This window comes from Klebsiella sp. JN_Kp126 (genome assembly GCF_033843325.1).
Taxonomy (GTDB): domain Bacteria; phylum Pseudomonadota; class Gammaproteobacteria; order Enterobacterales; family Enterobacteriaceae; genus Klebsiella; species Klebsiella michiganensis.
In genome coordinates this window covers 94352-115914 of the sequence record NZ_JAWXQV010000087.1, presented here as the reverse complement: position 1 = coordinate 115914, position 21563 = coordinate 94352, and the positions used below count along the sequence as shown (strand labels likewise).

General features: G+C 56.9%; 21 protein-coding genes. 10 read left to right on the top strand and 11 right to left on the bottom strand.

Going from position 1 to position 21563, the window contains the following annotated elements:
• On the top strand, window positions 1–1082 hold a 1082-nt coding region (locus tag SIK97_RS22905), incomplete at its 5' end, for a transketolase-like TK C-terminal-containing protein (RefSeq protein WP_319610973.1).
• A 129-nt stretch (window positions 1083–1211) separates the two neighbouring features.
• Here the strand turns inward: SIK97_RS22905 and SIK97_RS22900 are convergent.
• From SIK97_RS22900 to SIK97_RS22880, 5 genes are read right to left on the bottom strand one after another with little or no spacing between them, the layout of a single operon-like run.
• Entirely contained in the window at window positions 1212–1868 is a 657-nt protein-coding gene (locus tag SIK97_RS22900) for an ABC transporter ATP-binding protein (RefSeq protein ID WP_049078801.1), read from the bottom strand.
• Window positions 1862–2539: an ABC transporter ATP-binding protein gene (locus tag SIK97_RS22895; RefSeq protein ID WP_025105947.1), complete on the bottom strand. Its 678-nt coding sequence runs from the start codon at window positions 2537–2539 to the stop codon at window positions 1862–1864. Before SIK97_RS22895 ends, SIK97_RS22900 begins: the two co-directional genes overlap by 7 nt.
• Window positions 2527–3234, bottom strand: a complete 708-nt coding sequence (locus tag SIK97_RS22890; RefSeq protein WP_038423621.1) for an energy-coupling factor transporter transmembrane component T — start codon at window positions 3232–3234, stop codon at window positions 2527–2529. Before SIK97_RS22890 ends, SIK97_RS22895 begins: the two co-directional genes overlap by 13 nt.
• Complete coding sequence (locus SIK97_RS22885) at window positions 3234–3812, bottom strand: ECF transporter S component (protein WP_014226821.1); 579 nt, start codon at window positions 3810–3812, stop codon at window positions 3234–3236. The genes SIK97_RS22890 and SIK97_RS22885 overlap by 1 nt, the downstream gene beginning before the upstream one ends.
• A gap of 23 nt (window positions 3813–3835) precedes the next feature.
• Window positions 3836–4261: a PPC domain-containing DNA-binding protein gene (locus SIK97_RS22880; protein ID WP_048260411.1), complete on the bottom strand. Its 426-nt coding sequence runs from the start codon at window positions 4259–4261 to the stop codon at window positions 3836–3838.
• A 376-nt stretch (window positions 4262–4637) separates the two neighbouring features.
• On the opposite strand from SIK97_RS22880, the gene epd reads away from it, so the two are divergent.
• The 7 genes from epd to srsR all read left to right on the top strand — a co-directional run bounded on the left by epd (window position 4638) and on the right by srsR (window position 11755).
• On the top strand, window positions 4638–5657 hold the full coding sequence (gene epd / locus SIK97_RS22875) for an erythrose-4-phosphate dehydrogenase (protein WP_014226819.1): 1020 nt from the start codon (window positions 4638–4640) through the stop codon (window positions 5655–5657).
• Between the two features lie 51 nt (window positions 5658–5708).
• A complete protein-coding gene (pgk, locus tag SIK97_RS22870) occupies window positions 5709–6872 on the top strand; it encodes a phosphoglycerate kinase (RefSeq protein ID WP_004125049.1) in 1164 nt (387 codons plus the stop codon).
• A gap of 97 nt (window positions 6873–6969) precedes the next feature.
• Entirely contained in the window at window positions 6970–8049 is a 1080-nt protein-coding gene (gene fbaA, locus SIK97_RS22865) for a class II fructose-bisphosphate aldolase (protein ID WP_009654956.1), read from the top strand.
• A 188-nt stretch (window positions 8050–8237) separates the two neighbouring features.
• Window positions 8238–9095, top strand: coding sequence for a small-conductance mechanosensitive channel MscS (locus SIK97_RS22860; RefSeq protein WP_014839522.1), 858 nt, complete (start codon window positions 8238–8240; stop codon window positions 9093–9095).
• Window positions 9096–9244: 149 nt separating this feature from the next.
• Window positions 9245–9880 carry an arginine exporter ArgO gene (gene argO / locus SIK97_RS22855; RefSeq protein ID WP_048260409.1) on the top strand — a complete coding sequence of 212 codons (636 nt, stop codon included), beginning with the start codon at window positions 9245–9247 and terminating at the stop codon, window positions 9878–9880.
• A 90-nt stretch (window positions 9881–9970) separates the two neighbouring features.
• The gene (locus SIK97_RS22850) at window positions 9971–10738 is read left to right on the top strand and encodes an oxidative stress defense protein (protein ID WP_025105958.1); all 768 of its coding nucleotides are present in this window, start codon (window positions 9971–9973) and stop codon (window positions 10736–10738) included.
• A 120-nt stretch (window positions 10739–10858) separates the two neighbouring features.
• Window positions 10859–11755: a LysR family transcriptional regulator SrsR gene (gene srsR, locus SIK97_RS22845; RefSeq protein ID WP_014226814.1), complete on the top strand. Its 897-nt coding sequence runs from the start codon at window positions 10859–10861 to the stop codon at window positions 11753–11755.
• On the opposite strand, the gene SIK97_RS22840 is transcribed toward srsR, so the two are convergent.
• The 5 genes from SIK97_RS22840 to argP form a co-directional block, all read right to left on the bottom strand.
• Complete coding sequence (locus tag SIK97_RS22840) at window positions 11752–13218, bottom strand: acetyl-CoA hydrolase/transferase family protein (protein ID WP_014226813.1); 1467 nt, start codon at window positions 13216–13218, stop codon at window positions 11752–11754. The two genes, srsR and SIK97_RS22840, sit on opposite strands and share 4 nt — an antisense overlap.
• A gap of 24 nt (window positions 13219–13242) precedes the next feature.
• Window positions 13243–14028: a methylmalonyl-CoA decarboxylase gene (gene scpB / locus SIK97_RS22835; protein ID WP_014226812.1), complete on the bottom strand. Its 786-nt coding sequence runs from the start codon at window positions 14026–14028 to the stop codon at window positions 13243–13245.
• A gap of 10 nt (window positions 14029–14038) precedes the next feature.
• Window positions 14039–15019 (bottom strand): methylmalonyl Co-A mutase-associated GTPase MeaB, encoded by a 981-nt coding sequence (gene meaB, locus SIK97_RS22830; protein WP_057173764.1) that lies wholly within the window; start codon window positions 15017–15019, stop codon window positions 14039–14041.
• Window positions 15012–17156 carry a methylmalonyl-CoA mutase gene (gene scpA, locus SIK97_RS22825; protein ID WP_319610972.1) on the bottom strand — a complete coding sequence of 715 codons (2145 nt, stop codon included), beginning with the start codon at window positions 17154–17156 and terminating at the stop codon, window positions 15012–15014. Before scpA ends, meaB begins: the two co-directional genes overlap by 8 nt.
• Window positions 17157–17354: 198 nt before the next feature.
• A complete protein-coding gene (argP, locus tag SIK97_RS22820) occupies window positions 17355–18248 on the bottom strand; it encodes a DNA-binding transcriptional regulator ArgP (protein WP_004105608.1) in 894 nt (297 codons plus the stop codon).
• A gap of 169 nt (window positions 18249–18417) precedes the next feature.
• Between argP and rpiA the strand changes: the two genes are divergently transcribed.
• Window positions 18418–19077: a ribose-5-phosphate isomerase RpiA gene (rpiA, locus tag SIK97_RS22815; protein WP_004125006.1), complete on the top strand. Its 660-nt coding sequence runs from the start codon at window positions 18418–18420 to the stop codon at window positions 19075–19077.
• Between the two features lie 269 nt (window positions 19078–19346).
• Window positions 19347–20579 carry a phosphoglycerate dehydrogenase gene (gene serA / locus SIK97_RS22810; RefSeq protein WP_004115297.1) on the top strand — a complete coding sequence of 411 codons (1233 nt, stop codon included), beginning with the start codon at window positions 19347–19349 and terminating at the stop codon, window positions 20577–20579.
• Window positions 20580–20956: 377 nt separating this feature from the next.
• Here serA and SIK97_RS22805 read toward each other — a convergent pair whose 3' ends face one another.
• Entirely contained in the window at window positions 20957–21553 is a 597-nt protein-coding gene (locus SIK97_RS22805) for a 5-formyltetrahydrofolate cyclo-ligase (protein ID WP_047722932.1), read from the bottom strand.
• Window positions 21554–21563 lie beyond the last annotated feature (10 nt).

Genomic DNA, 21563 nt, shown 5'->3' with positions numbered 1-21563 from the left:
AGTCCGCGTGGAATGAGAAATTCGCCGCCTACGCCAAAGCCTTCCCGCAGGAAGCCGCCGAGTTTACCCGCCGTATGAAAGGCGACATGCCGGCTGATTTCGACGCGAAAGCGAACGAATTCATCGCGAAGCTGCAGGCTAACCCGGCGAAAATCGCCAGCCGTAAAGCGTCCCAGAACGCCATTGAAGCCTTCGGCCCGCTGCTGCCTGAGTTCCTCGGCGGCTCCGCTGACCTGGCGCCAAGTAACCTGACCCTGTGGTCCGGCTCTAAGGCCATCAACGAAGACACTGCCGGTAACTATATCCACTACGGCGTACGTGAATTCGGTATGACCGCGATTGCCAACGGCATCGCCCTGCACGGTGGTTTCCTGCCGTACACCTCCACCTTCCTGATGTTCGTCGAGTACGCGCGTAACGCGGTACGTATGGCGGCGCTGATGAAGCAGCGTCAGGTGATGGTCTACACCCACGACTCCATCGGTCTGGGCGAAGACGGCCCGACGCACCAGCCGGTTGAGCAGGTGGCTTCCCTGCGCGTCACGCCGAACATGTCCACATGGCGTCCGTGCGACCAGGTGGAATCCGCCATCGCGTGGAAATACGGCGTAGAGCGTCAGGACGGCCCGACCGCGCTGATCCTCTCCCGTCAGAACCTGGCGCAGCAGGAGCGTACCGAAGAGCAGCTGGCGAACGTCGCCCGCGGCGGCTACGTGCTGAAAGACTGCGCGGGACAGCCGGAGCTGATCTTCATCGCCACCGGTTCTGAAGTGGAGCTGGCGGTTGGCGCTTACGAAAAACTGACTGCCGAAGGCGTGAAGGCGCGCGTGGTTTCCATGCCGTCCACCGACGCGTTCGACAAGCAGGATGCCGCTTACCGTGAAGCCGTGCTGCCGAAAGCCGTCTCTGCGCGCGTGGCCATCGAAGCGGGTATCGCCGACTACTGGTTCAAATACGTGGGCCTGAACGGCGCGATCGTTGGCATGACCACCTTCGGTGAGTCTGCGCCGGCGGAGCAGCTGTTTGAAGAGTTTGGCTTCACCGTGGATAACGTGGTCGCGAAAGCGAAAGCGCTGCTGTAGTTCTTTTACCGCCTCCGGGTTACGGGCCAGCGCGGTCGGGTAGCCCGGACAGGTGCGCAGCACCGCCTCCGGGTAAAAACTCTGGCTGCCGCCGTAAAAAACGGGTCGCTCTGGCGGCCCGTTTCTTTTTCAGACCATCCTCAGCACCCTGCCTTTTTCCAGAAGCACCCGGCGGGAAAAGTGCCGCCGTGTAAACGCCTCATCGTGGCTGATGGCCACTACGCTGGTCCCTCTTTTGCGGCAAACCGCCAGCCACGCTTCAAATATTGCCAGCCAGTGCTGGTCAAAATCGCGGCTGGGTTCGTCAAGCAGCAGTATTTCTGGCGCCATGGCTTCCAGAGAGGCGACGGCGACCATCCTGCGTTGGGCGGTATGTAAATCCAGCGGATGCGCGTCGGCTACGCTCTCCAGCCGGCATAATTTCAGCGCCGCCGCGGTGCGTTGCGCAACCTCCGCAGGAGGCAATTTCTGTAGCCGTAGCCCAAAGGCGACCTCTTCCGCGACTTTGCTGTGGAAGAGCTGGTTTTCGGCCTCCTGAAACAGCACGCCGATGATATTGGCGCGTTGACGGTTTTTGTATTGCGCAATCGGCTTATCCAGCAAATTGACGGTACCGGACGTGGCGGGTAGCAGTCCGGCCATCACCCGCAGCAGGGTGGATTTTCCCGCGCCGTTATCGCCGGTGAGCGCCAGCCATTCCCCCTGGCCGAGCGCCAGCGAGATATTTTGCAAACAGTCAGCCGTCGCGCCGGGCCAGCGCCAGGTCACCTGATTCAACGTTAGCATAGCGGGGAAAGCGCTCCATCGTGCAGTCGCCATCCCTGCTGACACCAGGCAAGAAAAGGCGAAGGGGGGCGTTCAAAAAGGATAATCAACGAACGCTGCGCCAGCGCCCAGTGCCCCAGGCGCTCCAGAAGCATAGCGCTTGCCTGCGCCGTCAGGCGGCTAAAGGCTTCGTCAAGGATCAGTAGCGTTGGCCGCATAGCCAGCGCGCAGGCGATCGCCACGCGCTGGGTTTCTCCCCCGGATAGGGTGGAGGGGTGGCGATGTCGTAACGCCTGGCACGCCGTCAGCGTCAGCGCTTCGTCAATACGGCGCATAATCTCCTCTTCGCTGAGGCAGAGATTTTCAGGGCCAAAAGCGACCTCTTCTTCGACGCTGAAGGTACAGCCGGAAAGCTGGAGATAGGGTGATTGCTGGACCAGCTGGATGGTCTGCGCCCGTTCGACCAGCGATTGCTGCCCGATGGGGATACCAAGCAGGGTGCCTTTACCTTCGATATCGCCGGGCAGAAAATCCGGATACCAGCCCGCCATAATCTGCGCCAGAGTGCTTTTCCCGCTGCCGCTATCGCCAAAAATCGCCACAATGCCGGGCTGCGAATAATGAAAATCAAAGCATGCCGCAGATCGCGCCGCCTGGGTCGGGTGATAGCGGAATTGTTCTAACGTAACCATAGCCAGGCTCCAGCTTCAGCGACCATCGCCAGCAGCATGCCGTAACGCGCCAGACGTTGTAAGGCGCTGTCTTTCGGCGCCCAAAGCGTGGTGCGCCGACGATGTAAACGAAATGCCCGCATATCCAGCGCCGCTCCGCGTATCGCCAGATCGTTAAGCGCGTTGTGGGTCAGAGGGATAATGAGCGCAGGCATAGCGCGCAGCCGCTGATAGCCGTTCTCGTCCAGCGGTACGCCGCGGGCGCGTTGGGCCTCGTGGATAATCGTCAGCTGGCGCTTTAGCTGTTCGACAACCAGCAGCGGGCCAGCGAACAGATAAGCGACGCCCGGCGGCAGGCGTGAAGCAAACAGGGCGCGAATAAAGCGCTGTACCGGTACGTACTCCATCCACAGCTGTGACGTTGAAACAATCGCCAGAATTCTCAGCCACAGCGTGATGGCGCTGGCCCAGCGCTGCGGGTCGCGAGGGTGGCCGCTCAGCCACTGGGTAAACCAGCCGCCGTGGACCAGCCACAGGCCAATGCCCAGCGAGAAGAGGAGCCAGGCGACGTATTTTGCCCGTCGCCGCGTCGCCCTGAACAGCAGCAAGCTGAGAAACGCCGCTGCGCTATAAATCGGCAGCGCCGTCTCTGCGGGCAGCAGCAGCGTAGTCGCCGCCGCCAGCGCCCAGAGAGTTAATGACGTAAAAGGGTGCATTAGCGTACGGCAGACATCGCAGGAAACTGACGCAGCGTGCGCAGCGGCAGCTGGCGCAGCAGGATCCAGACGATAATCGCGGTAAGGATTTTATCCACCAGATTAGCGCCTAAGACGGTAATCGCCACCGATTCCAGCAGATTCTGACCTGCCGAATGGATCCAGGCGACAAACAGATCCGCGCCGCTGCCCGTCACGCCGCCGAACAGCGCCGTACGCAGCGGTACGGCGACCGCGGTCACGGCGAGGGTAATGACAACGCCGCTAATGACCACCTTCGGTAAGGTGCGGAACCATCCCGCGCGCGCCAGCCATCCGGCGACCAGACCAATCACCATCGCCACCGGCGCAAAGGCGGCGGCAATCGGATCGGTCAGCAGCCCCCACAGGAGGTTGGTCAGTAACCCGGTCAACATGCCAATGACCGGGCCGAGTAAAACCGCGCTGATTAAGGTGCCGATCGAATCGAGAAAGATGGGAAGCTTTAACAGACTGATGAGCTGTCCGCCGATCATATTGATGGCGACGGCGATCGCAATCAGCACCAGGGACTGGCTGGTAAATTGGCGACGAGCCATAGAAACCTCTTTAAGGGGAAAAGTTATCGGGATGAAATGACCAGTTCGTCATAGCCGGAAACCGCGCACGGCTGACGGCTAAACGCCAGGGAGGTCAGTTCGCCTATCACCAGCTCAAGGGTGGTGCGGACGGTACAGCCGGGCATCATATGGCCGCCGAGCATCGCGCCTTGCGGATCGGATATCGCTAAATGGAGATGTTCACCTTGCCATTCCAGCGTGCCGTTCAGGGAGATAACCTCATAGGTTCCGGTCAATAAAGTTGTCTCATCCTGGCCGGCAAAACGTAATGCCGCATCGCTTAAGCTGCCGGTACAGCCGGCTATCCAGGCGGCCTGAATCTGTTGCTCTTGTATGAAGGCGCGCAGGCGTGAAAAAACCTCATCGCCCGGAAGTAAGCGAAGCGCATAGTAACGAGCCGCAGAGGGCTGCAAGTGGGGGATTGTCATTTTTTCGAGGGACTCCGAGACTCGGACGTAACGGGCATCATATCGCCGCTGTACGGTATAGTTTCTGATATAAATCAGTGTTTGCCGCCCGGCAACGAAAAGATTTTGCTACGCTTATTCGTCATTGTGGAATAGGGAATAAATTCCGCGGCAGAGAGGGTAAAAGTGTGATGTAAGTCAGATAAATGGTTTCTCCGGCTGGACAATCATTCCTTTTATTCCTTGTTTGGCTTATTCTAGCTGAAGCGTTTCAGTCGTCTAAATGTTCGACAATTAATCAATCAGTCGCAGTTTGCGACAGGTAAGGTTTCCCTTAGAGCGTTGCTGCATTACTCTGTCAGCCACCTCATATCATGGATAGCCTTGCAGGAGACCTATGACCATACGCATTGCGATTAATGGCTTCGGTCGCATCGGGCGTAACGTGGTTCGTGCTTTGTATGAATCCGGGCGTCGTGCGGAAATTACCGTGGTGGCAATCAATGAACTGGCGGATGCTGCCGGCATCGCGCATTTATTGAAATATGACACCAGCCATGGGCGCTTTGCCTGGGATGTACGTCAGGAGAGAGAGCAGCTGTTTGTTGGCGACGATGCCATTCGTCTTCTGCATGAATCTTCCCTTGAGGCGTTGCCCTGGCGGGAACTGGCGGTTGATGTGGTGCTTGACTGTACCGGCGTTTACGGCAGCCGCGAGCATGGCGAAGCCCATCTTCAGGCCGGCGCCAGAAAAGTGCTTTTTTCACACCCTGGCGGCAACGACCTCGACGCGACGATCGTTTTTGGCGTAAACCATGCTGAGCTCAGAACCGAGCACCGTATCGTCTCCAACGCCTCCTGCACCACCAACTGCATTATTCCGGTCATTAAGCTGTTAGATGATGCCTACGGCATAGAGTCAGGAACGGTAACCACGATCCACTCATCAATGAACGATCAGCAGGTCATTGATTCCTGGCATCCGGATTTACGCAGGACGCGAGCGGCCAGCCAATCAATCATCCCGGTTGATACTAAGCTTGCTGCGGGGATCACGCGTTTTTTCCCTCAGTTTAACGATCGCTTTGAAGCGATCGCGGTTCGTGTACCGACGATTAATGTGACGGCGATAGACCTTAGCGTAACGGTGAAAAAACCGGTAAAAGCAAGTGAAGTCAACCAGTTGCTGCAAAAAGCAGCACTGGGTGCATTTCATGGTATAGTTGACTATACGGAATTGCCGTTAGTCTCGATAGATTTCAACCACGATCCCCATAGCGCCATTGTCGATGGCACACAAACGCGGGTAAGTGGCGCGCATTTGATCAAAACGCTGGTCTGGTGCGATAACGAATGGGGCTTTGCTAACCGGATGCTCGACACCACGTTAGCGATGGCCGCACAAGGTTTCAGGTAAGGCGCTCAGGCGCCTGCAAAACTTTATCAAGAATCAACGAGAGGATTCACCATGTCTGTAATTAAGATGACCGATCTGGATCTGGCTGGTAAACGCGTTTTTATCCGTGCGGATCTGAACGTACCGGTTAAAGAAGGGAAAGTAACCAGCGACGCGCGTATCCGTGCTTCTCTGCCGACCATCGAACTGGCCCTGAAACAGGGTGCGAAAGTGATGGTCACTTCCCACCTGGGTCGTCCTACCGAAGGCGAGTACAACGAAGAATTCTCTCTGCTGCCGGTTGTTAACTATCTGAAAGACAAACTGTCTAACCCGGTACGTCTGGTTAAAGATTACCTGGACGGCGTTGAAGTCGCTGCCGGTGAGCTGGTGGTTCTGGAAAACGTTCGCTTTAACAAAGGCGAGAAGAAAGACGACGAAGCGCTGTCGAAAAAATACGCTGCGCTGTGCGATGTATTCGTCATGGACGCGTTCGGTACCGCTCACCGCGCGCAGGCTTCTACTCACGGTATCGGCAAATTCGCTGACGTCGCTTGCGCAGGCCCGCTGCTGGCCGCTGAGCTGGACGCCCTGGGTAAAGCGCTGAAAGAACCGGCTCGTCCGATGGTCGCTATCGTGGGTGGTTCTAAAGTTTCTACCAAACTGACCGTTCTGGACTCCCTGTCTAAAATCGCTGACCAGCTGATCGTCGGCGGCGGCATCGCCAACACCTTCGTTGCCGCTCAGGGCCACAACGTCGGTAAGTCCCTGTACGAAGCCGATCTGGTTGACGAAGCGAAACGCCTGCTGACTACCTGCGATATCCCGGTTCCGACTGACGTTCGCGTGGCAACCGAGTTCTCTGAAACCGCAACCGCTACCCTGAAATCTGTTAACGACATCAAAGATGAAGAGCAGATTCTGGACCTGGGCGATGCTTCCGCAGAGAAACTGGCTGAAATCCTGAAAAACGCGAAAACCATCCTGTGGAACGGCCCGGTCGGCGTGTTCGAATTCCCGAACTTCCGCAAAGGTACTGAAATCGTGGCTAACGCCATCGCAGACAGCGAGGCGTTCTCCATCGCAGGCGGCGGCGACACCCTGGCAGCAATCGACCTGTTCGGTATTGCTGACAAAATCTCCTACATCTCCACCGGCGGCGGCGCATTCCTCGAATTCGTGGAAGGTAAAGTTCTGCCGGCAGTAGCCATGCTCGAAGAGCGCGCTAAGCAGTAATTCAGTTCAGGCGGGGAGACCCGCCTGTTTTTCAGCGCGCGTAAAAGCTCGCGAACCTTCTTCAACGGTCGAAGATACAGATACAGGACTACGTAACATGTCTAAAATTTTTGATTTCGTAAAACCGGGCGTCATCACTGGCGACGACGTTCAGAAAGTGTTCCAGGTAGCTAAAGAAAACAACTTTGCTCTGCCAGCGGTAAACTGCGTGGGTACTGATTCCATCAACGCCGTTCTGGAAGCAGCTGCAAAAGTTCGTTCTCCGGTTATCGTTCAGTTCTCTAACGGCGGCGCTGCGTTCATCGCGGGCAAAGGCGTGAAAACTGACGTTCCTCAGGGCGCAGCCATCCTGGGCGCTATCTCTGGCGCGCATCACGTGCATCAGATGGCTGAGCACTACGGTGTTCCGGTTATCCTGCACACTGACCACTGCGCTAAGAAACTGCTGCCGTGGATCGACGGTCTGCTCGACGCGGGTGAAAAACACTTCGCCGCAACCGGCAAACCGCTGTTCTCTTCTCACATGATCGACCTGTCTGAAGAGTCCCTGCACGAAAACATCGAGATCTGTTCTAAGTACCTGGCGCGTATGGCCAAAATGGACATGACTCTGGAAATCGAACTGGGCTGCACCGGCGGCGAAGAAGACGGCGTGGACAACAGCCACATGGACGCTTCTGCTCTGTACACCCAGCCGGAAGACGTTGATTACGCGTACACCGAGCTGAGCAAAATCAGCCCGCGTTTCACCATCGCCGCTTCCTTCGGTAACGTACACGGCGTTTACAAGCCGGGCAACGTGGTACTGACCCCGACTATCCTGCGCGACTCTCAGGAATACGTTTCTAAGAAACACAACCTGCCGCACAACAGCCTGAACTTCGTATTCCACGGTGGTTCCGGTTCTTCTGCTCAGGAAATCAAAGACTCCGTAAGCTACGGCGTGATCAAAATGAACATCGATACCGATACCCAATGGGCAACCTGGGACGGTATCCTGCAGTACTACAAAACTAACGAAGCTTACCTGCAGGGCCAGCTGGGCAACCCGAAAGGCGAAGACCAGCCGAACAAGAAATACTACGATCCGCGCGTATGGCTGCGCGCTGCACAGACGTCCATGGTGACCCGTCTGGAGCAGGCATTTAAAGAGCTGAACGCGATCGACGTTCTGTAAGAAAGGTTTGTTGCTTACCCGGAAGCCCGCAGAAATGCGGGCTTTTTTATTATCTGAACAACATGAAATGTTGCTAAATAAATGTGATCAATTTGGCAAAACGCACTCTTATTGTTTACCCTTAACCTGTTTGTAATTATCAGGTTTGGTTATTTTTTCCCCGTCCGGGTATCCATAAGGAAAGTTGAATGGAAGATTTGAACGTTGTCGATAGCATAAATAACGCCGGTTCATGGCTGGTGCGCAATCAGGCGTTACTGCTGAGCTATGCCGTCAACATTGTCGCGGCTATCGCGATTATTATTGTCGGTTTGATCGTGGCGCGGATTGTTTCCAACACCGTCAATCGCCTGATGCGGGCGCGGCATATTGATGCCACCGTTGCCGATTTTCTCTCTGCGCTGGTACGCTACGCCGTTATTGCTTTTACCCTGATCGCCGCCCTCGGCCGCGTGGGCGTGCAAACCGCCTCGGTGATCGCGGTGCTCGGCGCCGCGGGCTTAGCCGTCGGTCTGGCGCTGCAGGGCTCGCTGTCTAACCTTGCCGCTGGCGTCCTGCTGGTGGTCTTCCGCCCGTTCCGCGCCGGTGAATACGTTGACCTTGGCGGTATCGCGGGAACCGTGCTGAACGTGCAGATTTTCTCCACGACCCTGCGCAGCGCAGATGGCAAAATCGTGGTGGTGCCGAACGGTAAAATCATTGCCGGGAATATCATCAACTTCTCCCGCGAGCCGGTGCGCCGCAACGAGTTTATCATCGGCGTGGCCTACGACGCTGATATCGATAAAGTGAAGCAGCTGCTCACCAATATCATCGAATCGGATGAACGTATCCTCAAAGATCGTGAAATGACCGTGCGTCTCAATGAACTGGGCGCTTCTTCGGTGAACTACGTGGTGCGCGTATGGAGTAAGAGCAGCGATCTGCAAAGCGTATACTGGGACGTTCTGGAGCGTATTAAGCGCGACTTTGACGCCAATGGCATCGGCTTCCCGTATCCGCAGATGGACGTTCACGTCATTCGTCCGCAGGAAAAAGCAGAGTAATTCTCCTCTTTTATACAGGCCGGTTTGTCCGGCCTTTTTTCTGCGCCCTATTAGTAGTTCTTATTAACGATTAAAATTTTCAATTTCCTCTAATGATTTCCGCGCGCTATATTCCCCGGCATTGACTCTTTCAGTGGAAATCACTTGCGATGTTATCGTATTACTTTCAGGGCCTTGCCCTGGGAGCGGCCATGATTTTGCCGCTCGGTCCGCAAAACGCCTTTGTGATGAATCAGGGCATTCGTCGTCAGTACCACCTGATGATTGCTCTGCTGTGCGCCATCAGCGATCTGCTGCTGATCTGCGCCGGGATTTTTGGCGGCAGCGCGCTGCTGATGCAGTCACCGTGGCTGCTGGCGCTGGTGACCTGGGGCGGCGTCGCTTTTTTATTGTGGTACGGCTTTGGCGCGCTGAAAACGGCGATGAGCAGCAACCTCGAACTGGCAAGCGCGGAAGTGATGAAGCAGGGGCGCTGGAAAATTATCGTCACTATGCTGGCGGTCACCTGGCTGAATCCGCACGTGTATCTGGATACGTTTGTGGTTCTCGGCAGCCTTGGCGGGCAGTTGGCGATGGAGCCGAAGCGCTGGTTTGCCTTAGGTACCATCAGCGCCTCATTCTTATGGTTCTTTGGGCTGGCCCTGCTGGCCGCCTGGCTCGCCCCGCGCCTGAGCACGGCGAAGGCTCAGCGCGTTATCAACGTGCTGGTCGGTCTGGTGATGTGGGTCATTGCCTTCCAGCTGGCGAAGGACGGCTTCGCTCATGTGCAGGCGCTGCTTAACTAAGCCTTGTCCGATGGACTTTCTCCGCGTACGCGCTAAGCTTGCAGGCATGCGTCTGCGTATAGACGACCAATGTAAGATGGAGAAACGACAGTGAAGTTAAAAGTCATGGCCCTGGCGGCGGCACTCGGATTTAGCGCAATGGCAGTTCAGGCAAACGAGTTGCCAAACGGCCCACATATCGTCACTTCAGGTACCGCCAGCGTCGCAGCGGTTCCTGATATCGCTACGCTGGCGATTGAAGTAAACGTCTCCGCGAAAGACGCGGCATCCGCTAAAAAACAGGCCGATGAGCGCGTGGCCCAGTATCTCTCCTTCCTGGAGAAGAGCGGCATTGCGAAGAAAGACATTAACTCAGCTAACCTGCGTACCCAGCCTGATTACGACTATCAGAACGGTAAAAGCATTCTTAAGGGCTACCGCGCGGTGCGTAGCGTTGAAGTGACGCTGCGCCAGCTGGATAAGCTCAACGGTCTGTTAGATGGGGCGCTTAAAGCCGGTCTGAATGAGATCCGTTCGGTTTCACTGGGCGTGGCGCAGCCGGACGCTTATAAAGATAAAGCGCGTAAAGCGGCGATTGATGATGCCATTCACCAGGCTCAGGAGCTGGCTACCGGGTTCCACGGCAAACTGGGGCCCGTCTACAGCGTTCGCTATCATGTCTCTAACTACCAGCCGAGCCCGATGGTGCGGATGATGAAAGCCGATGCGGCGCCGGTTTCTGCTCAGGAAACCTACGAGCAGGCGACCATTCAGTTCGATGACCAGGTGGACGTGGTGTTTGAGCTGCAGCCGACCCAGCCTGCGCCAGCACCTGCGGAACCGGCGAAACCCGCTGAAGAACCCAAAGCCGCGCAGTAATCCTGTCGCCCGGCCTTCGCGCCGGGCTTTTTCTGTGACTATCTGTAAAATTGAGAGCGCGACAAAAGTCTTTTCCCTGAATAAGGTAAGGATATATCCCTGTTCTACGATGAGGTGAGCATGGATATCTTTATTTCGAAAAAGATGCGCAATTTCATTCTGTTGGCGCAGACCAATAATATTGCCAGAGCGGCGGAAAAAATTCATATGACCGCGTCTCCCTTCGGCAAAAGCATCGCTGCGCTGGAGGATCAGATCGGCTATACGCTATTTACCCGTAAAGATAACAGCATCAGCCTCAATAAAGCGGGGCAGGAGCTCTATCAGAAACTGTTTCCCATTTATCAGCGCTTATCGGCCATCGATAACGAAATTCACTATTCCGCGCACCGCTCGCGCAACATCGTTATCGGCATCGACAATACCTATCCAACGATTATTTTCGATCAGCTCATCAGCCTGGGCGATAAATACGATGGCGTAACCACCCAGGCCGTGGAGTTCAGCGAGAATGGCGTGATTGATAACCTGTTCGATCGCCAGCTGGATTTTATTATCTCGCCGCAGCATGTTTCGCCCCGCGTGCAGGAGCTGGAAAATTTGACCATTAGCGAACTGGCGCCGCTGCGTCTGGGGTTTCTTGTTTCCCGCCGTTATGAAGATAAGCCGCCGCAGGATCTGTTACGTGAGCTGCCCTGGCTGCAGATGCGTTTCCAGAACCGGGCCAATTTTGAGGCGATGCTGGACGCGTATATGCGCCCCAGCGGGATCAACCCGACGATTATCTATCGCCCCTACAGCTTTATGGCCAAAATTAGCGCCGTAGAGCGCGGGCAGTTTTTGACGGTTATTCCTTACTTCGCCTGGCGTCTGGTGAATCCGGCGAAGCTGAAGTACTTCGACGCGCCCGGCAGCGCGATGTATATGCAGGAGTATCTCTATTCGCTGAAAAATCATCGCTATACCGCCACGATGCTTCAGCATATTACTGAAGATCGCGACGGTGCGGAGGGCTAGCCGAGCATTGAACCGTGCTCAAGCAGATTACGATGCAGGTCGAAGGCGTGGGCGAGGTCGTGGTGAATATGTCCGCCGGGAGCGCTCTCCAGATAGCGATGTAAATAGTCCCGGTAGAGCGGATGCGCGCAGTTATCAATGATGGCGCGGGCGCGCTGCAGCGGCGATAGCCCGCGCAGATCGGCGATACCCTGCTCGGTAACGATCGCCTTCACGCTGTGCTCGCTGTGATCGACATGGCTGCACATCGGCACGATGGTGGAGATCTTCCCGTCCTTGGCGATGGACGGCGCCATAAAGATAGAGAGCCAGGCGTTGCGTTCAAAATCGCCGCTGCCGCCGATGCCGTTCATCAGATTCACCCCGGCTACGTGCGTCGAGTTGGCGTGACCGTAGATATCAAACTCCAGCCCCACGTTGAGGGCGATAACCCCCAGACGGCGGATAATTTCCGGATGATTGGAGATCTCCTGCGGGCGCAGGACAATGCGGCTGGCGAAGAAATCCATATTGTCGTAAATCTTGCGCAACGAACCGGCGGATATCGTCAGGCTGGAGGCGCTAACGCCGGTGATTTTCCCCGTTTCCAGCAGATGAACCACCGACTCCTGTAAAACTTCCGAGTACATCATAAAAGCCGGGATATCCGGATTTTCGCCCAGCCGCGCCATGACCGCGTTGTTGATATTGCCCACGCCGCTTTGCAGCGGCAGAAATTCAGGCGGGATGCGTCCGCGAGCCATCTCTTCCAGCAGAAAGGTGACCACGTTATCGGCAATTTTCTGACAAACCGGATTATTGTTATCCAGAACGTTTCCGGCGTCGGGCAGCTCGGTCTCCACCACAGCGACAATCTTTTTCGGATCGATTTGCACGTACCGGCTGCCCACGCGATCCATCGCATGAAAGATGGCGATGCTGTTGCGCCGCGGCGGGGCGCCGGGGATCACGATATCGGCCAGCTCGGCAACCCGCGGGCTGTGGTAGTGATTCAGCTCAATGATCACTTTCTTCGCCCGCAGCAGCCAGGTTGGCGCGTTGCCGATACCGCTGGTGAGCCAGACCCGTCCGTCCGGCGCGATAGCCGAAGCTTCGATCACCGCGACATCAATCTCGCCAAAGAACCCATAGTTGACCATTTGCGCCACTTCGCTCAGGTGCAGATCGACAAACTTCACCTGCCCCTGGTTGATTTTTTGCCGCAGTCCGGAGGCGGTCTGATACGGCGCGCGCCACGAGACGGCATCGGCTGCCGATAGCGCATCATCGGCGGCGGCGCTGATGGAGGCGCCGGTCAGCAAGCGGATCTGAAAAGGCTTCTGCGCCCGATGTAATTCATCAGCGCGGCGAGCGATGGCCGCGGGCAGCGCTTTAGGCGAACCGGCGGGCGTGAATCCGCTGAACGCCACCATCTGGTCGTGCTGGATAATCTCCGCCGCTTCATCGGCGCTCATCCGTTTCATTTTATACTCCTTAATCCGGCGTGATTAATGGCCGACGAACTCAGGTTTACGCTTTTCCATAAACGCGCTCATGCCTTCCTGATAATCCACGCTGTCGTAGACGGCGCGACGCATTCCCTGAATACGTTCGAACTCATCGGAATTCATGGTGTGGGCTTCGCCAAGCACGCGCAGCTCTTCCTTAATGACCGCGATCGCCAGCGGCGCTTTCTCGGAGATGTGGTGCGCCATCTGCAAGGTAAAATCTTCCAGTTCGTCGGCGTCCACCACGTGATTGAGAATACCGACCGCCAGCGCGCGCTGGGCGGTAATCGGCAGGGCGGTGAAAATCAGCTCTTTCACGATATGAAAGCCGGCGTCGCGGGTCAGATTGTGAATGCCGACCAGGTTGTAGGGCACGCCGAGATTCACCGGCGTCATAGAGAACGTTGACGTGCTGGCGGCGATGATCAGATCGGAGCTCATGATCATCTCAAACGCGCCGCCCCAGACGCTGCCTTCGACCATGGAGATCACCGGTTTCGGATACTTTTGGATCATACGGGTGATCTGACGCAGCGGATCGTCATACGAGAGCGGATCGCGGCGCCCGCCGGGCAATTCGTGGATGTCATGGCCGGCGGAGAAAACCTTTGCTCCCCCGGGCGCGCGTAAAATGACGCAGCGAATTTCCGGCCGGTTGAGGTCGCTCAGCGCCTGCATCAGATCGTCGATAAACACCTTGCTTAAGGCGTTGAGCTTGCGGCTATAGTTGAACTCAATCACCGCAACCTTGCGGATAATTTCGACATTAACATATTGATAAGACATAAATATCCTTTTACGCAAAGTAATGATTCTGGAGGAATTCGCTAATCTGCCGCAGGCCGGTGCGCGGCGAGAGGCCGTTGTTTTTTACCGCCTGTAGCGTTTGCTGGAAGTAGCGTGCAAAGTCGGTTCTGGCAAACAGCAGGTGCAGCGCCTCGGTTTCGGCCTGCTTTTGTAGCCACTCCAGCGCCTGGCGCTGGCGCAGTTTTTCCAGATCGCCGCTGTCGGTGAGGGTGGTTTTGAAGTCAAGAATTGCGAGCCAGACGGCTTCGATGCCGCGCTGCTCCAGCGCGCTACAGCTCAAAACGCGCGGCTGCCACGCGGCGTGCTTACGGCGCAGAATATGCAGGGCGGATTCATACATATGACGGGTGATTGCCACGCTGGCGCGGTTCTCGCCATCATCTTTATTGATAACCACGATATCCGCCATCTCCATAATCCCCTTCTTAATGCCCTGCAGATCGTCACCGCCGCCGGCGATCTGCAGCGAGATAAAGCAGTCCACCAGCCGGGAGAGTTCCGTTTCCGACTGGCCGACGCCGACGGTTTCGACAATCACCGCGTCATAGCCCGCCGCTTCGCACAGCAGTATCAGCTCCCGCGCGCCCAGATGGCCGCTGGAGGGCACCGGGCGAATAAAGGCCGAATCCGATCGCGCCAGTTCGATCATGCGCGTCTTGTCGCCAAGAATGCTGCCGCCGCTGACCGGGCTGCTCGGATCGACCGCTATCACCGCGACCCGCAGGCCGTGGCGAATCAGCAGCATGCCGAAAGCTTCCAGAAAAGTGCTTTTTCCGGCCCCCGGCGTGCCGGTGACGCCGAGGCGCAGGGCGTTGCCGGTGAAGGGCATAATGGCATCCAGCAGCTGTGCGCTTAGCGCCTGATGGCGGGGATGCTGGCTCTCCACCAGCGTCATGGCCTGGGCGAGCGTGGCCCGCTCGCCCAGGCGTAGTCGCCGCACGGCGTCCGTCAGCGTGGCGTGGTTAATCATGATATTGGCTAATCCTCATCAGGACGTCGCGTACGCTCTCCAGCATCGGCGTACCGGGGCCGTAAATGGCGGCCACGCCGCGCGCCTGCAGGAAAGCGTAATCCTGCGGCGGGATGACGCCGCCGGCGATGACGCAGATATCTTCCCGCCCCCATTTTTTCAGGGCATCGACCAGCTCGGGGATCAGGGTTTTGTGGCCTGCCGCCAGCGAGGAGGCGCCCACCACGTGCACGTCGTTTTCCACCGCCAGGCGGGCGATCTCTTCTGGCGTGGAAAACATCGGGCTCAGGTCAACGTCGAAGCCGAGATCGGAATAGGCGCTGGCGATCACTTTGGCCCCGCGATCGTGACCGTCCTGACCCATTTTGGCGATCAGAATGCGCGGGCGGCGGCCGCGTTCCGCGAGGAATTTTTCGGTTTGCGCAACAATAGCGTCGAACTCGCCGGCGGCTTTGTCTGACTGGTGGTAGCTTTGCGCAATCACGCCGGTGACGCACTGGCTGGGCACCAGGTAGCGGTCAAACGCCGCCTCCAGCGCGTCGGAAATTTCGCCCAGCGTGGCGCGGACGCGGGCGGCGTTGATGGCGGCGGCCAGCAGGTTTTCACCATGCTGCGCGGCGTGGGTGAGGGCGTTCAGCGCGGCTTTTACCGTCACGTCGTCCCGACTGGCGCGAATTTTTTTCAGCGAGGCGATCTGTTCGTTGCGCACCTTGACGTTGTCGATCTCCAGTACCGCCGTTTCATCTTCTTTTTCCAGCTTGTACTTATTGACGCCGACGATGACGCGCTTGCCCTGGTCGATCAGCGATTGTTCGCGGGCGGAGGCCTCTTCGATCATCCGTTTCGGCAGTCCGGCCTCGATCGCCTTCGCCATTCCGCCCGCGTCGTCGATCTGCTGCATAATGGCCCGCGCCTGCTTAACGACTTGATCGGTCAGCGATTCGACGTAATACGATCCACCCAGCGGATCCACGGTGCGGCAGATCTCTGACTCCTCCTGGATGATGATCTGCGTATTACGCGCGATACGGGCGGAAAAGTCGGTGGGCAGGCCAAGCGCCTCGTCGAAAGCGTTGGTGTGCAGCGACTGGGTGCCGCCGAGCGTGGCGCCGAGCGCTTCGATAGTGGTGCGAATCACGTTGTTATACGGATCCTGCTCGGTGAGGCTCCAGCCGGAGGTCTGGCAGTGGGTGCGCAGGGCTAAGGATTTCGGATTGGTAGTGCCGAAGCCGCTTACCGCTTCGCTCCACAGGTAGCGTGCGGCGCGTAGCATGGCGACGTTCATAAACAGATCCATACCGATGCCGAAGAAAAACGACAGGCGCGGGGCGAAGTCATCGATTTTCAGCCCGGCCGAGAGCGCGGCCTTGATGTATTCGATACCGTCGGCCAGGGTAAAGGCCACCTGCTGCACGCAGTTGGCTCCGGCTTCGCCCATGTGGTAGCCGCTGATGCTGATGGTGTTAAAGCGTGGCATGTTGCCCGAACACCAGGCGATGATGTCGGCGATAATGCGCATTGAGGGCTTTGGCGGGTAAATATAGGTATTCCGGCACAGGTACTCTTTCAGAATATCGTTCTGGATCGTGCCGGTGAGCTGTTCAGGCGCCACCCCTTGTTCTTCCGCCGCGACGATATAAAACGCCATTATCGGCAGCACCGCGCCGTTCATGGTCATCGATACGGACATCATATCCAGCGGGATCCGATCGAATAAAATCTTCATGTCTTCGACGGTATCGATCGCCACGCCGGCTTTCCCCACGTCGCCCGCCACGCGCGGGTTATCGGAGTCATAGCCCCGGTGGGTCGCGAGGTCGAAGGCGACGGAAAGCCCTTTCTGCCCGGCGGCGAGGTTGCGGCGATAGAAAGCGTTGGACTCTTTGGCGGTAGAGAAACCGGCGTACTGGCGGATGGTCCACGGCTGTGCGGTGTACATGGTGGCGCGCGGGCCGCGAACGAAAGGCGGCAGGCCGGGTAGGGTGCCGGTCACTTCCAGATTATCAAGATCGGCTTCGGTATACAGCGGCTTAACGTCAATGCCCTCTGCCGTCTGTTTTACCAGGGCATCGACGGTTTTTTCCCGCCGGCTGAGCTCTTTGTTGGCGAGCGTTTGCCACTCCCGTAACTCTGACATGTTGTGCTCCGTATGCGCAATGAAATGGGATATTGCGAATACGGTGAGCTTTTTCATCGCCCCTGTCGCCAGCAAAAAATAGCCATCGATGCGTCGTTTTTTGCCGCATGAAATGTTTTATTTTGTGATGTATTTCAAAGATATGAACAGGAGAAGGTGGGTCATACAGGCCGGACGGCGCCGGCCTGCTTGCGGGGGTTAATCTTGTCTCAACACCTTGTGGCCGTAATCGATTAGCGCATCGGTCACCCGGCGCATCATGCGGCTTTCCGGAGCAAAACGGTGCCAGTAGAGCATCCGGCGCTGGAACAGGCCCGGCGTGAGGTTAATCAGTTCGCCGCTGTTCAGCTCTCTCTCAATTTGCAGATGCGGGATCATACAGCAGGTTGTTCCCTGGCGGGCCAGCTGCACAAAGGCTTCCGAGGAGTTCACGATATGGCAGGGCACGCTGCCCGGCGGCAAATCGAAGTTCTGCTGCAAAAAGGCCTGGTGCATATCATCGAGATGATCGAATGCCACCACCGGCGCTTTCAGCAGCGCCGAGCGGGTCACCCCGTTGGGGAAATAGCGCTGGGCAAACTCCTTCGAGGCGACGAACAGGTAGTCGAGGGCGCCGAGCTGATCGACCAGGCAACTGGGCAGCGCCTGCGGCTGAATACTGACCGCGCCGACCACTTCGCCGCGGCGCAGACGTTCCTGGGTCCGGGTCTCGTCTTCCACCTGTAGGTTCAGCCGAATAGGGGAGTCGGAAAGCACGCTGGAGAGCGCGGGCAGCAGCCAGGTGGCCAGGCTGTCGGCGTTGACCGCCAGCGATAGCAGCAGCGGCGTGGAGCCGGTTTGTTCATCGCCCAGCCACTCCTCTTCCAGCAGTTCGACCTGACGCAGCAGGGCCAGCAGCTTTTGCCCCTGTTCGGTGGGACGCGGCGGTACGGTTCGCACCAGCAGCGGTTGTCCAAACATGTTTTCCAGCTGTTTGATGCGCTGAGAGACGGCGGACTGCGTAATACAAAGCTTCTGCGCGGCGCGCTCAAACCCTCGTTCCCTGATTACCGCGTCCAGCGCCTGTAGTGTTCTGTAGTCCGGTCGTTTCATTGCTCTGGCGTGCCCCCTAATACTTTTCGTTAACTCGCACTATGACATAAATTTGTTTTTGATGAAGATGAAAAATTGGCGGCCGCGTTGTGTGATCGCCGTCGCAGGGACAATGACCCCCCTGATGTTCTATAATGCGCCTCAGGAATTCACATCTCGGACCATAATCATGACGCAAGATGAACTGAAAAAAGCGGTAGGCTGGGCGGCACTGCAGTATGTACAACCGGGCACTATCGTTGGGGTCGGTACGGGCTCGACGGCGGCGCACTTTATCGATGCGCTGGGTACCATGAAAGGGCAAATAGAAGGGGCGGTTTCCAGCTCTGATGCCTCTACTGAAAAACTGAAAAGCCTCGGTATCACGGTTTTTGATCTGAACAGCGTTGATCGTCTTGGTATTTACGTGGACGGCGCAGATGAAATCAACGGCCATATGCAGATGATCAAGGGCGGTGGCGCAGCGCTGACGCGTGAGAAAATTATCGCTTCGGTCGCCGACAAATTTATCTGTATCGCCGATGCTTCCAAGCAGGTGGATATTCTGGGTAAATTCCCGCTGCCGGTGGAAGTGATCCCGATGGCGCGCAGCGCCGTGGCGCGTCAGCTGGTTAAGCTGGGCGGCCGTCCGGAGTATCGTCAGGGCGTCGTGACCGATAACGGCAACGTGATCCTCGATGTGTTTGGTCTGGAAATTCTGGACGCTATTGCGCTGGAAAATACCATTAACGGTATTCCGGGCGTCGTGACCGTCGGCCTGTTTGCGAATCGCGGTGCGGACGTCGCGCTGATTGGCACCGCTGATGGTGTAAAAACTATCACTAAATAGTCTGATCCGAGGGAGCGAATCGCTCCCTCGCAAATATTTTTTCTCCAGGCCTATTTTGGTGACTTCTGTCACATTTATGCGCCTTGTCTTAGTAACAATCTACCTTTCTATTACTTTCTGGTGTTTTGTCCTGCTATTTCCCGCTGATTGATATTTCTTCAGGTTGCCGACGCAAACGTTCATATTGCCGCAATAGTTTTTTTTGATATGTTGCTGAGAAGAACTTTCGTTCCGCACGACATCAGTTAAGACAAAAACAGGACGGGGAAATGGCTAAGGTATCACTGGAAAAAGACAAGATTAAATTTCTGCTGGTTGAAGGTGTGCACCAAAAAGCGGTGGACAGCCTTCGCGCAGCGGGCTACACCAATATCGAATTTCATAAAGGCGCGCTGGATAGCGAAGAGCTGAAAGCGTCCATCCGTGATGCCCATTTCATCGGCCTGCGTTCCCGTACTCATCTGACTGAAGAGATCTTCGCGGCGGCGGAGAAGCTGGTCGCGGTTGGCTGCTTCTGTATCGGTACCAATCAGGTTGATTTAAACGCGGCGGCGAAACGCGGTATCCCGGTGTTTAACGCCCCGTTCTCCAATACCCGTTCCGTTGCTGAACTGGTGATCGGCGAACTGCTGCTTATGCTCCGCGGCGTACCGGCGGCAAATGCCAAAGCGCACCGCGGCGTATGGAACAAGCTGGCGGTCGGCAGCTTTGAAGCGCGCGGCAAAAAGCTGGGTATTATCGGCTATGGTCATATCGGCACGCAGCTGGGTATTCTGGCCGAATCGCTGGGGATGCATGTCTATTTCTACGATATTGAAAGCAAGCTGCCGTTAGGTAACGCGACTCAGGTCCAGCATCTTTCTGATTTGTTGAACATGAGCGATGTGGTGAGCCTGCACGTGCCGGAAAACGCCTCTACGAAGAACATGATTGGCGCGGAAGAGCTGGCGCTGATGAAACCCGGCGCGCTGCTGATCAACGCCTCTCGCGGCACCGTGGTGGATATCCCGGCGCTGTGCGATGCGCTGGCGAGCAAGCACCTGGCGGGCGCGGCGATCGACGTCTTCCCGACCGAGCCGGCGACCAACAGCGATCCGTTCAACTCTCCGCTCTGTGAGTTCGACAACGTTATCCTGACCCCGCACATTGGCGGCTCAACTCAGGAAGCGCAGGAAAACATCGGTCTGGAAGTGGCGGGCAAGCTGGCGAAATACTCCGATAACGGTTCTACGCTCTCGGCGGTTAACTTCCCGGAAGTGTCGCTGCCGCTGCACGGCGGGCGCCGTCTGCTGCATATCCATGAAAACCGTCCGGGCGTTCTGACCGCGATTAACCAGATTTTCGCCGCGCAGGGCATTAACATCGCGGCGCAGTATCTGCAAACCACTCCGCAAATGGGCTACGTGGTCATTGATATCGAAGCCGAAGAAGATGTCGCCCAGAGCGCGCTGCAGGCGATGAAGGCTATTCCTGGTACCATCCGCGCCCGTCTGCTGTTCTAACTCCTTTTATGCCAGCGGGCAGGTCATCGACCTGCCCCTTTTCTCCTGATAGACCCTTCTGCAATTTCCCGTCGCCACCCAAACGCTTTGCGAAGCTTGCCGCAAACGGCGATTAAAACCGTCGGATGTCGTTGTGCCTGAAAGAAAGGGATTTACGATAAAGACTCAGCGTGGGGCTGAAGCGGGAAAGCCCCTACCGAGGCAGGGGCTCTAAAAGGAAAGGGACGATGATGAGACTTTTCATCATGCTGCTTATCCTGTTAATCATCGCCTGGCCAGCATATTAACAGAGAGAATGCAGGAGGGAGGTTCGCCTCCCTCACCCTTTACCCAGGAATTTAGGTGAAAAAAACAGCAATGTCAATTGTTCGGACGTTTTACCAGAGCCAGGTTTTTGACGGCGTGATGACCGCTGGCAGCGGGATATCCCACTGCTCCGTTGGCAGCGCGTCGACCTGCTGGCAATCATGCGCGTAGCCGACCGGCTGCAGGCGATACTGCCGCCAGTTTTGCAGCGTCCGGTCGTAAAATCCGCCGCCCATACCCAGGCGCTGTCCGGCGGCATCAAACGCGACCAGCGGCGTTACCAGTACATCCAGCTGGCTAAGCGGGAGGACATCGCGCACGTCGAGCTTCGGTTCGCGGATGTTCAGACGATTCACCACCAGATCGCTGCTTGGGTGGTAGTGCAGAAACAGAAGATTGCCGGGGCTGAACGGATGAAGCACGGGGAGATAGACCCGTTTGCCTGCCCGCCAGAGCTGATCAATCAGCGGCCGCGTATCCAGCTCGCCATCAAACGAAAGAAATACCGCGACCGTCTGCGCGAGCAGAACCGGCGGATACGCCATCATTCTGTCCGCCGCCTGGAGGGCGAACTGGGTTTGCTGCTCCGGCGTTAACGCGCGTCGGCGCTGGCGGATCTGCTGACGAATTTGCTGCCTGGTAAAGGGGATATCTGACAATAGGGTCATACCTGAGTCT

What these genes read in the sequence shown, in the direction of transcription:
- epd (WP_014226819.1), top strand. Translation starts at nt 4,638, where the DNA reads ATGACCATACGCATTGCGATTAATGGCTTCGGTCGCATCGGGCGTAAC.
- SIK97_RS22805 (WP_047722932.1), bottom strand. Translation starts at nt 21,553, where the DNA reads ATGACCCTATTGTCAGATATCCCCTTTACCAGGCAGCAAATTCGTCAG.
- SIK97_RS22860 (WP_014839522.1), top strand. Translation starts at nt 8,238, where the DNA reads ATGGAAGATTTGAACGTTGTCGATAGCATAAATAACGCCGGTTCATGG.
- SIK97_RS22880 (WP_048260411.1), bottom strand. Translation starts at nt 4,261, where the DNA reads ATGACAATCCCCCACTTGCAGCCCTCTGCGGCTCGTTACTATGCGCTT.
- fbaA (WP_009654956.1), top strand. Translation starts at nt 6,970, where the DNA reads ATGTCTAAAATTTTTGATTTCGTAAAACCGGGCGTCATCACTGGCGAC.
- pgk (WP_004125049.1), top strand. Translation starts at nt 5,709, where the DNA reads ATGTCTGTAATTAAGATGACCGATCTGGATCTGGCTGGTAAACGCGTT.
- argO (WP_048260409.1), top strand. Translation starts at nt 9,245, where the DNA reads ATGTTATCGTATTACTTTCAGGGCCTTGCCCTGGGAGCGGCCATGATT.
- scpA (WP_319610972.1), bottom strand. Translation starts at nt 17,156, where the DNA reads ATGTCAGAGTTACGGGAGTGGCAAACGCTCGCCAACAAAGAGCTCAGC.
- SIK97_RS22895 (WP_025105947.1), bottom strand. Translation starts at nt 2,539, where the DNA reads ATGGTTACGTTAGAACAATTCCGCTATCACCCGACCCAGGCGGCGCGA.
- serA (WP_004115297.1), top strand. Translation starts at nt 19,347, where the DNA reads ATGGCTAAGGTATCACTGGAAAAAGACAAGATTAAATTTCTGCTGGTT.
- rpiA (WP_004125006.1), top strand. Translation starts at nt 18,418, where the DNA reads ATGACGCAAGATGAACTGAAAAAAGCGGTAGGCTGGGCGGCACTGCAG.
- srsR (WP_014226814.1), top strand. Translation starts at nt 10,859, where the DNA reads ATGGATATCTTTATTTCGAAAAAGATGCGCAATTTCATTCTGTTGGCG.
- meaB (WP_057173764.1), bottom strand. Translation starts at nt 15,019, where the DNA reads ATGATTAACCACGCCACGCTGACGGACGCCGTGCGGCGACTACGCCTG.
- SIK97_RS22840 (WP_014226813.1), bottom strand. Translation starts at nt 13,218, where the DNA reads ATGAAACGGATGAGCGCCGATGAAGCGGCGGAGATTATCCAGCACGAC.
- SIK97_RS22900 (WP_049078801.1), bottom strand. Translation starts at nt 1,868, where the DNA reads ATGCTAACGTTGAATCAGGTGACCTGGCGCTGGCCCGGCGCGACGGCT.
- SIK97_RS22890 (WP_038423621.1), bottom strand. Translation starts at nt 3,234, where the DNA reads ATGCACCCTTTTACGTCATTAACTCTCTGGGCGCTGGCGGCGGCGACT.
- scpB (WP_014226812.1), bottom strand. Translation starts at nt 14,028, where the DNA reads ATGTCTTATCAATATGTTAATGTCGAAATTATCCGCAAGGTTGCGGTG.
- SIK97_RS22885 (WP_014226821.1), bottom strand. Translation starts at nt 3,812, where the DNA reads ATGGCTCGTCGCCAATTTACCAGCCAGTCCCTGGTGCTGATTGCGATC.
- argP (WP_004105608.1), bottom strand. Translation starts at nt 18,248, where the DNA reads ATGAAACGACCGGACTACAGAACACTACAGGCGCTGGACGCGGTAATC.